Source organism: Streptomyces sp. A3M-1-3, assembly GCF_024213665.1.
GTDB lineage: Bacteria > Actinomycetota > Actinomycetes > Streptomycetales > Streptomycetaceae > Streptomyces.
Map to the genome: position 1 here is coordinate 96,733 of NZ_JANAVP010000020.1, position 13,470 is coordinate 110,202.

The window sequence follows — 13,470 nt, forward strand, 5'->3', positions numbered from 1 at the left end:
CTAGCCCAGCCGGGGCTTGATCTGGTCGATGAAAATGGACCGCTTCTGGTCGGGTGTGAGGTGGCAGGCGGACCCCCGGCCCGCCGGGAGCTCCGGGCGCTCGTCCGTACAGCGCGTACCGCCGACCTCCGCGACGAATTCGCAGCGCGGATGGAACGGGCAGCCGGGCGGCGGGGCGAGCAGGCTCGGCGGGGTGCCCGGGATGGGGATGAGGGGTTCGTCCACGTCCGAGGCCAGGCGCGGCATGGAGCTGAGGAGGCCCCAGGTGTACGGGTGCCGGGGGGCCCGCAGCACTTCCCGTACCGAACCGCGCTCCACCGCCCGGCCCGCGTACATCACCAGCAAGTCGTCCGCCGTGTTGGCGACGACGCCCAGGTCGTGGGTGATGAGGATGATCGCCGAGCCGTACTCCTGCTGGAGATCCCGCAGCAGGTCGAGAATCTGCGCCTGCACGGTGACGTCGAGCGCGGTCGTCGGCTCGTCCGCGATCAGCAGCTCCGGATTGCAGACCAGCGCCATCGCGATCATCGCGCGCTGCCGCATGCCCCCGCTGAACTGGTGCGGGTAGTCGTGCGCCCGCAGCTTCGGCTGCGGAATGCCGACCTTCTCCAGCATCTCCACCGCCCGCGACCACGCCTCCCGCTTCGAGGCCCCGGTGTGCTTGCGGTACGGCTCGGAGATCTGCCGGCCGATCGTGTAGTACGGCGAGAGCGCCGTCAGCGCGTCCTGGAAGATCATGGCGACCTTGTTGCCGCGCAGCCGGCCGAGCGTCCGCTCGTCGGCCCCGGTCATCTCCTGGCCGTCCAGGATGATCTCGCCCCGGGTCCGGGTGCTCCGCGGGTCGTGCAGGCCGAGTACGGACAGGCTTGTCACGGACTTCCCTGAGCCCGATTCGCCGACGATGCCCAGCGTACGGCCGCGCCTCACATCGAACGACAGCCCGTCGACCGCTTTGACCGTGCCGTCCTCGGTCGCGAAGTGGACGTACAGGTCGTGTACGGAGAGGAAGGCGCCGGCGGCGGCCGGGGTGCCCTCGGGCGGCGCGCCCTCCGTCTTGGTCAGGATGGTCATGTTCCCGAACTCCTAGGCCAGCCGCACGCGCGGGTCGAGCAGGGCGTACACGGCGTCCACGACGATGTTGAAGAAGACGATCGCCGTGGCGCTGATCAGCATCACGCCCATCAGCATCGGCAGGTCGGTGAGTTGTACGGACTCGACGGCCAGGCGTCCGATGCCGTGCAGCGTGAAGGTGTACTCGGTGATCATCGCGCCGCCGAAGAGCGAGCCCAGGTCCATGCCGAAGATGGTGATGATCGGGGCGACCGCGCCGCGCATCGCGTAGCGGAAGAAGACCGTACGGCGGGCCATGCCCTTGGCCTGGGCCGCCCTGACGTGTTCCTCCTGTAGCTGCTCCACCATCAGGGACCGGGTCATCCGGCTGTAGTTGGCGATGAAGATCATGGAGAGAACGAGCCAGGGGAGCAGCATCCCGGCGAACCACTGGCCCGGGTTCTCGGTGAAGGAGTGGTACGCGGGCTGGTCCATGATCCCGAGATTGCTGACGAACAGGGCGAGGCAGAGCACGCCGACGAAGTAGATCTGCATCGACGAGCCGAGCAGCGAGAGTGAGCTGAAGACCTTGTCGAGCCAGGTGCCGCGGCGTGCGGCGGCGAGCAGGCCGATACCGACGCCGACCGTCAGGAAGACGGCCGCGCCGCCGATCGCGAGCGAGAGGGTGGTCGGGAAGCGGTCGACGATCGTGCCCCAGACCGGCTCCTGGTTGACGAAGGAGTAGCCGAAGCAGGGCGCGTCGCAGTGCCCGACGGCGAAGTCCCGCCCGGCGAAGATCCCCACCATGAAGTCCCAGTACTGCACCGGCACGGGCTGGTCGAGGCCGAGGTTCTCGTTGATGATCTTGAGCGCCGCGGGATCGCAGTTCTTGCCGCAGGCGAGCCGCGCGGGTTCGGCGGGCAGCGCCAAGAAGAGGAAGAAGGTGACCGCGCTGATCACCAGCAGGATGACGAGGGCGCCGAGGGTTCGGCGGGTGAGGAATCTCAGCATGGTCAACGGGCTTCCGGGAAGGGGCCCCGCCCGGCCCGGCTGACGCGGAATGGGCCGGGCGGGGGCCTGTTGGGCGGTTCCGGCGGTTACTTCACGAAGACCGCGGTCGGGTCCACCGCGCCGTACGGCTCGTGCCACTTCACACCGCCGAGGCCGGAGCCCCACAGCGTGTACAGCCGGTTGAAGAAGAGGGGCACCTGCGGCACCTCTTCGGTGAGGATCTTCTGGGAGACCCTCACCCACTCGTCGCCGGCCTGGTCGATGTCGCCGATCTTCTCCACGCGGGCGATCTCGTCGTTGACGGGCTTGGAGTTGAGGTGCGAGTAGTTCGCCGAGTCGTCGTAGACGTTCTTGCCGTCGTACAGCGGCGGGACGACCGTCGACGCGGACGGCCAGTCGGCGCCCCACGAGGAGCGGTAGGCGTCGAACTGGTTCTTCACCTTGCCGATCTGCGTGTAGTAGGTGGAGGAGTCGATCTCCTTCTTCTCCACCTGGAAGCCGGCCTTCTCCAGCGCCCGTTCCACGACCACCGCGGCGTTCTGCGCGGGACCGGTGTTGGCGTAGGCGTACACGATCGTCCTGCCCTCCGCGCCCGCCTCCTTCAGCAGCGCCTTCGCCTTCTCCGGGTTGCCCGCCGGGTACTTCCTCTTCTCGAACGGGTCGAACTCCTTGTAGCCCTTCAGCGTCGGGCCGACCAGTGAACCGGCGACCTCGCCCGCCTTCTGGCCGCCGTACTGCTGGAGCACCTGCCCGGACGGCCAGGCCCGGGCAAGCGCCTCGCGGACCCGCCTGTCCTTGATCCGGTCCATGTTGAAGCTGACGACATCGACGTACGGCTGGGTCTTGGTGAGCGTGCGGGGCGTGGCGGCCTTGTTCCCCAGGACGGTCGAGATCTGCGACGGGTCGACGGCGTTGGTCCACGTCATACCGGTCTTGTCCGCGCCCTGGTCGGCGAGGAGACGACGGGTGGAGTCGACCCACTGGTGGCCGAAGGACACCTGGAACCTGTCGACGTACTGGTGGCGTACGGCGTCCGTCTTGGCGTCCCAGTTCTCGTTCTTGACGAACTCGATGCTCTTGCCCGGCTTGAAGTTCTGCACCTTGTACGGGCCGGAGGCGAGCGGCGCCTTGTCGCACTTCTCCTTGGTGTCCTTGGCCGCCGGTACGGCCGTGATGTTCGGCATGGCCACCGCGAACGGCACCTCGGCGCGCGGCTGGCTGAACTTCAGCACGATCGTCTTGTCGTCCGGCGTCGCGAGCACGCTGTCCGGCAGGTGCTTTCCGCCGTACGGGCCGTCGGGCAGCGCCTTGCGGTACTCCTGGCCGGCCCCGGACAGCCACTGCTGGAGATACGTCGGGCCGTTGGTCTGGTACTTCGCGTACAGCCGCTCGATGCCGTGCCGGACGTCCTTGGCGGTGATCGGCTTGCCGTCCTCGTACTTCAGCCCGTCCTTGAGGGTGTACGTCCAGGTCATGCCGCCGTCGGAGGGCTTGCCGGTGTCCGTGGCGAGGTCGCCGACCAGCGTCACCTTGCCGGTCTTGTCGTCGACCTTGTACGTGGTGAGCGTGCGGTTGTAGAGCGTCTGCATGATCAGCTCGTCGCTGACGTAGATCTGGCCCGGGTCGAGGTGCTCGAAGGCGTCGCGCTGCAGGACGCTGACGGTGCCGCCGGGCTTGGCGCCGGCGAGCTCGGGCGCCGGGCCGGTGGAGTCGGCGGCCGTGCCGATACTGATCGACTGCTGCGCGAGTTCCGGCTCCTTGGCCTGTTTCTCCTTGCTGTCGCCACCACCGCCGCTGCTGCACGCGGAGAGCACGAGCGCGCCCGCCGCCACGGCAATCGCGGAAAGCCGTACCTTGCGCCGAAGCTGAATGTTGGACGTCATGGTGGTGAATGCACCTGCCTCATCGGACGGAATGCTTCTGGCCTTGCGTCAACGCCTGGTCTTCGGGTCGATGGCGTCCCGGACCGAGTCCCCGAGCAGGTTGAAGGCGACCACGAAGACCACCATGGCGATGCCGGGGAAGAACATGTACGTGATGTCGCCCTCGTAGAAGTCGGCGCCGTTGGCGAACATCCGCCCCCAGTCCGGGGTCGGCTCCACCAGGCCGACGCCGAGGAAGGACAGCCCGGCTTCCAGCGTCACGAAGTTCGGCAGCATCAGCGTGGACTGCACGAGGATCGGGGTGGTCAGGTTGGGCAGCAGCTCCCTGCGGATGATCCGCCACGGCGGGGCGCCGGTGACCTTGGCGGCTTCGATGAACTCCCGTTCCCTGAGGCTGAGCACCTGGGCCCGCAACAGCCGGGCCAGGGTCATCCAGCCGAGCAACCACAGCACCATGACTAGCGCCGTGACCCGGAAGTAGGTCGGCGTCTCCTTCTGAGGGCTCACGAAGAGCGCGGTGACCACCGGCATGAAGGCGACGAAGAACAGCTGCTGCGGGAAGGACAGCAGGAGGTCGATGAATCGGCCGAGGAAGTAGTCGGTACGGCCGCCCAGATAGCCGGCCGTCACGCCGATGATGATTCCGGTGAGCGTCGAGAGCACCGTCGCGGCCAGGCCGATCAGCAGTGAGGTGCGGATTCCGTACACCAGCTGCATCAGGACGTCGCGGCCGAGTTTGGGCTCGATGCCGAACCAGAACTCCCCGTCGATACCGCCGTTCGGCTTCATCGGATAGCTGGTGACCGGATCGAGCAGCTCGGGGCGGTCCAGGCCGTAGGTCGTGTACGGGTCCTTGCCGTACAGCCAGGCGATCACCGGCGCCAGGGCGGCGACGAGGAAGAACAACAGCACGACGTACGCGGAGATCACGCCGGTACGGTCGCGCCGGAACCGGCGCCAGGCCAGCCGGCCGGGGGACCGGCCCGCGAGCTGCTCGGCCTCCTTCGTCGATGGACCCGATGGACCCGATGGACCCGATGGACCCGACGGACCCGACGGCAAGTCAGGGACAGCGGAGGTTGCGTCAGCTCCATGGGATGCAGCCTGGGATGGACTCGTCATCGCTACGCGCGCCTCCGAGAATGCCGCGGGATGAGCGGACTGTGGCAATGGAGGTCTATGCCAGTCAAGAGCCGAACGGGGGAAGACGCGCCGCGGGATGACATCTTGAGCGAAGGTTGTGCAGATCGACGTGACGGCGTGCTTGACAGCGCTTTCTGCCTATTGACATAGGCATATAAATGCCCATCAATTTCGTTAACACACAGGCAACTTGGCTGTCGCAGCTCCGATATACGAACCCGTCAGTCTGGACAGCGTACGGCCGTGCGGGTGCCGTAGGCCGGCCGGGGCGCCATGTGTCCCGGCCGGTCCGCCCGTACCCGTCAGTGCGCCAGCGCCCGCTTGAGGAAGTCCACCTGGAGCAGGAGCAGGTTCTCCGCGACCTCCTCCTGCGGGGTCATGTGGGTGACGCCCGTCAGTGGAAGCACCTCATGGGGGCGGCCCGAGGCGAGCAGGGCCGAGGAGAGCCGCAGGGTGTGGGCCATCACCACGTTGTCATCGGCCAGACCATGAATGATCATCAGCGGCCGGTTCTGCTGCCCGGCCCCTTCCGCCGCACCGGAGAGCCGGCCGTCCCCGGTCAGCAGCGAGTTCGCGTCGTACACCCCGGGCCGTTCGCCCGGATCGCCGAGATACCGCTCGGTGTAGTGCGTGTCGTACAGCCGCCAGTCGGTGACGGGGGCGCCCGCGATCGCCGCGTGGAAGACGTCCGGACGGCGCAGCACGGCCAGCGCGGCCAGATAGCCGCCGTACGACCAGCCGCGGATCGCGACCCGGCCGAGGTCCAGCGGGAAGCGGCCGGCGAGATCGTGGAGCGCCTCGATCTGGTCGTCGAGGGTCAGCGTGAAGTCGTCCTTGATCGCCTTCTCCCAGGCCGGTGAGCGGCCCGGAGCGCCCCGGCCGTCGGCCACGACCACCGCGAAGCCCTGGTCGGCGAACCACTGGGAGGTGAGGTGGGGGTTGTGGGCGGCGACGACCCGCTGGCCGTGCGGTCCGGCGTACGGATCCAGCAGTACCGGAAGCGGCCCATCCGCCTCCGTGTAGTGCGAGGGGAGCAGCGCGGCGCACGGAATCCGCCGTGCGCCCCCCTCGGTGAGCTGCACACCGGCCCGGAGGGCGGGTTCTTCCGCGTACGAGGCGATGACCGCGACCTGCTTGCCCTCGCGCAGCACCTGGACGGCCGCGCCGCTGTGCGCTGTTGACGCCGACGCCAGCACGGTCACCGGCCCGGACCGCACCGCGGTGTGGACCCCGGCCGCGGGGGATACGCGCTCGATACCCAGTTCGTTGACCCGGTAGACATGGATCTCACCCGTCTCCGGCGCCTCGGCCCGCTCACCCGCCGACGCCGAGACCAGCACGTCCGAGTCCGCGATGTCCAGGACCGCCCGCACATGCAGCTGCGGCCCGGTCAGTGGCCGGTCGCCGACCGCGAGCACCCGCGCCCCGCCCTCGTCGGCGATCCGTACGAGCCGTCCGTCCGGAGCCCACGCGGGCACCCCGGCGCTCAGCTCAAGCCACGCCGGGTCCTCGTCGGCGTGCACAAGCGGTGTCGCGCCACTCTCCGGGTTTACGGCCAGACAGCGCTGGCTGCGCTGGTCACGGGACTGCACCAGCAGCAGCGGTGCGCCCGCGGCCGACCAGTGCACGCGCGCGAGATAGGGGTGACGGGCCCGGTCCCACACCACCTCCGTACGGCTGCCGTCCAGGCCGAACAGGAACAGCCGCACCTCGGCATTGGGGGTGCCGGCCGCGGGATAGGCGACCCGCTCCGGCGCCCGGTCCGGAAACGCCGGGTTCGAGATCCACCAGCGCTCCACGGAGGCGTCGTCGACCCGGGCCGCCAACAGCCGGTCGGACTCCGGCGACCACCAGAACCCCCGTGAACGGCCCATCTCCTCGGCGGCGATGAACTCGGCGAGGCCGTACGAGACGGTCGCGCTCTCCGGCTCGGCGACCGCCCGGTCGCCATCTGCACGGTGCTCGCCGTCGGCGTCCGCCCCGGTCACCCGCAGGGCGCCCTGCGCCACGTACGCGACGTACCGGCCGTCCGGGGACGGACGCGGATCGATGACCGGACCGGGCACGGGCAGTTCACGGGCGGTGCCGGCCCGCAGTTCAGCGGTGAACAGCCGCCCCGACAGGGCGAACGCCGCCAACTCGGCCGCCTCGTCCACCGCATAGCCGACGATCCCCGCGGACCCCTCGCGACTGCGCTCGCGCCGGGCCCGCTCCTCGGCGGACAGCTGCTCGTCCGCGCCGCCCAGCAGCACCGCGGGATCGGCGGCCACCCGCTCCCGCGCCCCATCCGCGAGATCGAGCACCCAGAGCAGATTCGCCCGGTCGGTACCGGAGGAGGAGCGCAGGAAGACGACCCGCTCCCCGTCCGGCGACACCGTGAACGCGCGTGGCGCGCCGAGGCTGAACCGCTGGGTCCTGGCGTACTGGCGGGGGAACGAGAACTCTCCGGACGTCATGATCCGACCCTATGGGGGTGTCCCACTCGCTGTCCCGGAACCATGCGCCCCTCGTGCTGCTGTGCACCGATCAATGCGTTCGTACGGATAGTTATGATTCGTAGCACTAGGTGGGTAAGAACCCCCTGGCACATGCGTGCTGCCCATGAACCCTGCCCATGAACGCTGCCCATGTAGTCGTCCGGATATGGAGGTGAACCGCCGTGGCACTCTCGATTTCGGCGGTGGTGCTGCTGGCGATCGTCGTCTTCCTGCTGGTCCGGAAAGCCGGGCTGAAGGCCGGACACGCGCTGGTCTGCATGCTGCTGGGCTTCTACCTCGCCAGCTCCTCCGTGGCGCCCACCATCAGCGAACTGACCACGAACGTCGCCGGGATGATCGGCGGCATCAAGTTCTAGGAGCACCCCCCGGCCGCATACTCGTAGGCTGTTCCGCATGACGGACCTTCCCGCCCGTCGTCTGCTTCTGGTGCACGCGCACCCCGACGACGAGTCGATCAACAACGGCGCCACGATGGCCAAGTACGCGAACGAAGGCGCCCGGGTCACACTCGTGACCTGCACCCTGGGCGAGGAGGGCGAGGTCATCCCGCCCGACCTCGCGCAGCTGGCCGCCGACCGCGACGACACCCTGGGCGCCCACCGCATCGGTGAACTGGCCGCCGCGATGAAGGAGCTGGGCGTAACCGACCACACCTTCCTCGGCGGTCCCGGCCGCTTCCGCGACTCCGGAATGATGGGCCTCCCGCAGAACCATCGCGAAGGCGCCTTCTGGAACGCGGATGTGGACGACGCCGCGGCATACCTCGTCGAGGTGATCCGCAAGCGCCGGCCGCAGGTGCTGGTGACGTACGACCCGAACGGCGGCTACGGGCACCCCGACCACATCCAGGCCCACCGCGTGGCCATGCGCGCCGCGGAGCTGGCCGCCGAGCCGGCCTACCGCCGGGACCTCGGCACACCCCACACGATCGCGAAGGTCTACTGGAACCGGGTGCCGCGTTCGGTCGTCGAGGCCGGCTTCGCGCGGCTGCGCGCGGCGGGCAAGGACATCCCCTTCCCCGGCATCGCCACGGTGGACGACGTGCCCGGCGTGGTGGACGACGAGCGGATCACCGCCGAGATCGACGGCACGGCGTACGCGGAGGCCAAGGCGGCCGCGATGCGGGCCCACGCCACCCAGATCGCGGTGGACGGCCCGTTCTTCGCGCTGTCGAACGACCTCGGGCAGCCGCTTTTCGCGGCCGAGTTCTACGAGTTGGTCGGTGGCCGGTCCGGAGCCCCGGCCGGCGAGCGCGAGAGCGACCTGTTTGCCGGGGTGGTCCAGTGACGCCGCCCACCTCACCGGCATCCCTCTTCAACCCCGCCCGAATCGCGCTGTATCTGCTGCTTGTGGTGGCCGGAGTGGCGGTCGGCATGGCAGGCGCGCTCGTCCAGGGCGCCTGGTTCCCCGGCGGGTTGCTGCTCGTCCTGCTGGCGACCACCGCCTTCTTCTACGCGGGGCGGCGGGCCACGGGCGGTCCGGCGGGGGTGCTGGCGGCCGCCGCGGGCTGGATGCTGTCGTTTCTGCTGCTTTCGGCCACTCGTCCGGAAGGTGACTTCATCTTTGCCGCGGGGCTGGGTACGTACGTTTTCCTGCTGGGCGGGATCGTCGCCGCTGTGATGTGCGCCACCCTGCAGCGTCTTTCGGAACCACCGGTTCCGGGCGCCCGACTTGGCAAGTGACGTGCCACTTCAGCCGCCGAATTAAGCACGCGCGCACGGCTGTCGGAACCCCGCTTCCGGCGGTCGTCCGGTGCGTGTCGGCAGCGGCCAGTATGGTGGTGCGCGCCGCCGAGCTGCCCGCGCACGGACAAAGACGGGCGGCGGAGCCAACCGGGAGAACCTGCCTTGAGTCGTGAAACTGACAGTTCGTCCTCCGGGCCCCAGGGGCGCGGTGGAGCCGCTTACCCCTCGGGTACCCCGCCGTACGGAACCCGCCAGTATCCGTCGCTGCACCCGTCGGGACCGGACGCGCCGGAGGAGAGAGCCGAACCTCCTGCTCCGCCGCAGCCCGAGGAGAAGAAGACCGAGACCACGCTGACCACCCGGATCCGGATCAACATCCCGGGGTCGCGGCCGATCCCGCCCGTGGTGATGCGTACGCCCATGAGCGACTCGGACGCGGCAGCGGCAGCGGGCGACAGCGGTGAGCGCACCGGCAGCAGCAAGCTGCCCGAGGGCGGGGCGGAGCCCGCGGCCGCGCGGCAGGAGGAGGCCGCGGCGGAGGAGCCGCAGGCCGAGGAGAAGGCGAGCGCCTGGTTCGCCCCGCGCAAGCCGGCCCCCACCGCGCCGGTCCCTGCGCCTGCCGCTGGCGCGAACGGTACGAACGGTAGGAACGGTTCGGGACCGGCGGGTGCGCAGCCACCCTCGGCGCCGGGAGGCGGCGGAGCACGTCCCGACCTCCCGTACTTCTCGGCCGCGGCCCAGCAGAACGGCCCGAGCGCCCAGAACGGCCCGAGCCCTCAGAACGGCCAGGCCGCGCAGAACAGGCCGGCCGGGCCGCCGTCGGCCGGCACCGCCCCGCGCCCCGCCGGCAACGGTTTCGCGCCGCCGCCGGACGCGCCCCGCCCCGGCCTGCGGCCGCCCGGTGCCGCCGCCGGTCCCACGGGCCCCACCACCGGGCCCGCCTCCGGCGACATGCCGCTGCTCCCGCCCGCCTTCCGCCAGGGCGGCGAGGTCCCGGCCGGCCCGCCGCGGATGAGCGACGACACCGCCGTACTCACCCCGCAGCGGCCCGCACCGACACCGCCCGACCGGGCCCATGTCTCCGGTGACACGCTGACCAGCGGCATCCCCGCGGTACCGCCGTCCCACCACTCGCCGTTCGCTCCGCCGACCCAGGCCGGCGGCCCGCGCCCCGACCTGGCGCCGCTCGACGGCTCCCCGTCCGGACCGCGGCCCGACCTCGCGCCGGCCCCGGCCCCCGCGCCGCGCGCGTCCGCACCGGCGAAGAAGGGCCGCTCCAAGCTCGTACTCGCCGGAGTCGGCGTCTTCGGCCTGCTCGGCGTCGCCTACGGCGCGGGCCTGCTGCTCAACCACTCCGAAGTGCCCAAGGGCACCACGGTGCTCGGCGTCGACATCGGCGGCGGCACGAAGGAGGAGGCGGTCGGCAAGCTCGACGCCGCGTTCGGCAAGCGCGCCGCCCAGCCGCTGCAACTGACCGTCGGCGGCGACCAGGTGGAGCTCAAGCCGGACAAGGCCGGGCTCACGCTGGACAGCCAGGAGACCGTACGGGCCGCCGCGGGCAGCGACTACAACCCGGTCTCGGTCATCAGCTCACTCTTCGGCGGCGAGCGGGTCGCTCAGCCGGTGATCCCGGTCGACGCCGAGAAGCTGCAGGTCGCCCTCACCGACCTGGCCGGAGTCTCCGGCTCCGCCACCGAGGGCACGATCAGGTTCGAGCCGGGCAAGGCCGTCGCCGCACCGGGCAAGTCGGGGAAGTCGCTGGATGTCGGCCGCTCGATGATCTCGGTGAAGGACGCCTACCGCGCCCAGGTCGCGACCGGCCGGGCCGGCGCGGTCGAACTGCCCGTCGTCTCCAAGGAGCCGACGATCAACAAGGCCGCGCTCGACCAGGCGATGCAGGACTTCGCGCAGCCCGCGATGTCCGGGCTGGTCACGGTGTCGGCGGGCGGGAAGTCCATCCAGTTCGGCCCGACCAAGTCGCTGCCGAAGTTCCTCGGGATGAAGGCCGTCGACGGCAAGCTCGTCGAGACGTACAACCTCGAAGAGCTGAAGAAGCTGTACGGCAGCGTCTTCGACGGTGTCCTCATCCAGCGCGGCAACGGCGACAAGACCGCCGTCACCCCGCAGGACGTGGCCGGCGTGCTGGCCAAGATCCTGCGCGGCAAGACGCCCGCGGAACGCACCGGCGTGATCGAGACGAACCCCAGCTAGTACGCCCAGCCAGGTACGCCCCAGCCTGTACGCCCCAGCCAGTACGGGAGCCGCGGGCCGGCCCGGAGGTCAGTTCAGCATGGCCCGGGCCGCCCGGGCCCGGCCGCGGATGGTGTCCGCCGTGGCCGGGTCCACCGCGGCCACCACCTCCGCGTACGCGTCGAGCTCCGCCGCACCGGTCAGGAACTCGCCGCGCTGTACGAGGAGTTGGGCACGGTCGTAGCGCAGACTGGCCGGGTGCGCGGGGAGCAGCAGCGAGAGGTCCAGGGCCCACAGCTGTACGTCGGAGCGCTCCGGACGGGTCGCGGCCCAGGCCCGGATGTTGTTGAGGATGCGCAGCACGATCTCCAGCGGTTTGGCCGGGACCAGCATCGAGGGGTCCAGCGCGGCGCCCGTCGCCCCGGCCACCAGTAGCTCCGTGTCCGTACCGGTCAGCGGCCGGCCCCCGGCGAACGGATCGGCCAGCACCGGTTCCGCTTCCGCCGGATCGCCGAATCCGATCACGAAGTGCCCGGGCAGCGCGACCCCGTACACCGGGGCGCCCGCCCGGCGGGCCACCTCGATCCACACGACCGACAGCAGGATCGGCAGGCCCCGCCTGCGCCGCAGCACCTCGTGGAGGAGCGAGGACTCCAGGCGCTGGTAGTCGGCCGGGGAGCCCCGGAAGCCGCAGCGCACGCCCAGCAGCTCGGCGAGCGCCGCCGCCCAGGCACGGGGGCCACCGGGCGCGAAGGGAAGCAGGCCGGCGAGCCGGTCCAGTTCGATCTGGGCCTCGTCGATCCCGTGCTCGCCGAGCGCGGGATCGGCCTCCGCCCCCACCAGCAGGCACAGCAGGGCGAGGTCGGGCCGTTCGGCGCGGGCCTCGGCCGCGAACTGCTCCCGCCGTCCGCCGGATTTGTCGTGCATACGAACTGTGTACCCGTCCAGAGGGACCGGCCTACGCGGACCGGAAGTGGTGGTAGTGGTGGTGGGTGGCGAAGCCCATGCCGTCGTACAGGGCACGCGCACCGTCGTTGTCCGACTCGACCTGGAGCCACGACGCGGAGGCGCCCTCCTCCAGGGCCCGCCGGGCGAGGGCGGCCATCACCGCCGTGGCCAGCCCCTGCCGCCGGGACGCGGGGTCCACCTCGACGGCCATGAAGCCGGCCCAGCGCCCGTCGACGACGCACCGGCCGATGGCGGCCGGGACGTCGCCCGAGTCACCGGGCACGCTCGCGAACCACACCGAAGGACCGCTGCCCAGGACCGCACGCACGTGTGGACCGGGCTCCTGGGAGCGCTGGTAGCGCGAGAGCCAGGCGTCGTCGGCGGTGCGTGCGAGCTGGACCCGTGACACGTCCGCGTCGAGGTCGCCGATCGGGGCGAGCCTGGCGATCCGCAGCTCCGCCGAGACCTCCCGCACCCAGCCGCGCTCCTCCAGCTCCGCGCAGAGCTGCTCCTGTGTGCCTTCCGCCCCGGTGGCGGTCTGGATGTACGCGGGGAGCTGCCGGGCGGCGTACCACCGGGTCACGTGCGCCAGCGCCTCGTCGAGCGGCAGCCCGGGGTCGCCGAGCGGCAGCACCGAGTTCGCCCGCCGGGTGAAGCCGGACGAGGCGCGCAGCAGCCAGTCGCCGAGCCGTTCGCTCTCGACGGGCTGCCAGGCGCGGGCGGCCACCGGCGCGAGCTCCTCGAAACTCGCCGCGGGACCCCGCCTGCGGGCCGGGGCGGAGGGCGCGACCTTGCCCGCGACCAGCGCGGATTCCGGGATTCGGACGCTCTCACCGGTCCGGCGTGTGATGAGCAGCACGCCCTTGTCCCATGATGTGAGAACACCGACCGTGTCGGTGAACTTCTCCGGCGCCTTCGGATCATCGGTCAAGCACCGCACCGACACGCGTTTGCCCACGTCAGCAGGGGTGATACGTACCTCAAGCCGTCCACCGGCAGTGATTTCCACAGCTCTGTCCGCCCCTCCTGTTCGGATCGTGCCCGGGAACGGAGATACTAGGT

11 protein-coding genes are annotated in these 13,470 nt (G+C 70.5%); 4 read left to right on the forward strand and 7 right to left on the reverse strand.

What is annotated here, in order from left to right; translation table 11 throughout:
• The 5 genes from NLX86_RS22575 to NLX86_RS22595 all read right to left on the reverse strand — a co-directional run bounded on the left by NLX86_RS22575 (position 1) and on the right by NLX86_RS22595 (position 7,543).
• Positions 1-1,071 carry an ABC transporter ATP-binding protein gene (locus NLX86_RS22575; protein ID WP_254373576.1) on the reverse strand — a complete coding sequence of 357 codons (1,071 nt, stop codon included), beginning with the start codon at positions 1,069-1,071 and terminating at the stop codon, positions 1-3.
• Between the two features lie 12 nt (positions 1,072-1,083).
• A complete protein-coding gene (locus NLX86_RS22580; RefSeq protein ID WP_254373608.1) occupies positions 1,084-2,061 on the reverse strand; it encodes an ABC transporter permease in 978 nt (325 codons plus the stop codon).
• Between the two features lie 86 nt (positions 2,062-2,147).
• Positions 2,148-3,944 carry an ABC transporter substrate-binding protein gene (locus NLX86_RS22585; RefSeq protein ID WP_254373577.1) on the reverse strand — a complete coding sequence of 599 codons (1,797 nt, stop codon included), beginning with the start codon at positions 3,942-3,944 and terminating at the stop codon, positions 2,148-2,150.
• A 48-nt stretch (positions 3,945-3,992) separates the two neighbouring features.
• Complete coding sequence (locus NLX86_RS22590) at positions 3,993-5,066, reverse strand: ABC transporter permease (RefSeq protein WP_254373578.1); 1,074 nt, start codon at positions 5,064-5,066, stop codon at positions 3,993-3,995.
• Positions 5,067-5,389: 323 nt separating this feature from the next.
• Positions 5,390-7,543 (reverse strand): alpha/beta fold hydrolase, encoded by a 2,154-nt coding sequence (locus tag NLX86_RS22595; RefSeq protein ID WP_254373579.1) that lies wholly within the window; start codon positions 7,541-7,543, stop codon positions 5,390-5,392.
• A gap of 203 nt (positions 7,544-7,746) precedes the next feature.
• On the opposite strand from NLX86_RS22595, the gene NLX86_RS22600 reads away from it, so the two are divergent.
• The 4 genes from NLX86_RS22600 (at position 7,747) to NLX86_RS22615 (ending at position 11,481) form a co-directional block, all read left to right on the forward strand.
• Complete coding sequence (locus NLX86_RS22600) at positions 7,747-7,941, forward strand: hypothetical protein (protein WP_254373580.1); 195 nt, start codon at positions 7,747-7,749, stop codon at positions 7,939-7,941.
• A 37-nt stretch (positions 7,942-7,978) separates the two neighbouring features.
• The gene (mshB, locus tag NLX86_RS22605; RefSeq protein WP_254373581.1) at positions 7,979-8,872 is read left to right on the forward strand and encodes an N-acetyl-1-D-myo-inositol-2-amino-2-deoxy-alpha-D-glucopyranoside deacetylase; all 894 of its coding nucleotides are present in this window, start codon (positions 7,979-7,981) and stop codon (positions 8,870-8,872) included.
• On the forward strand, positions 8,869-9,267 hold the full coding sequence (locus tag NLX86_RS22610; protein WP_254373582.1) for a DUF6113 family protein: 399 nt from the start codon (positions 8,869-8,871) through the stop codon (positions 9,265-9,267). Before mshB ends, NLX86_RS22610 begins: the two co-directional genes overlap by 4 nt.
• A gap of 165 nt (positions 9,268-9,432) precedes the next feature.
• Entirely contained in the window at positions 9,433-11,481 is a 2,049-nt protein-coding gene (locus tag NLX86_RS22615) for a hypothetical protein (RefSeq protein WP_254373583.1), read from the forward strand.
• Between the two features lie 69 nt (positions 11,482-11,550).
• On the opposite strand, the gene NLX86_RS22620 is transcribed toward NLX86_RS22615, so the two are convergent.
• Complete coding sequence (locus tag NLX86_RS22620) at positions 11,551-12,387, reverse strand: transglutaminase-like domain-containing protein (RefSeq protein WP_254373584.1); 837 nt, start codon at positions 12,385-12,387, stop codon at positions 11,551-11,553.
• Positions 12,388-12,418: 31 nt separating this feature from the next.
• On the reverse strand, positions 12,419-13,417 hold the full coding sequence (locus tag NLX86_RS22625; protein WP_254373585.1) for a GNAT family N-acetyltransferase: 999 nt from the start codon (positions 13,415-13,417) through the stop codon (positions 12,419-12,421).
• Between the last annotated feature and the right edge of the window lie 53 nt (positions 13,418-13,470).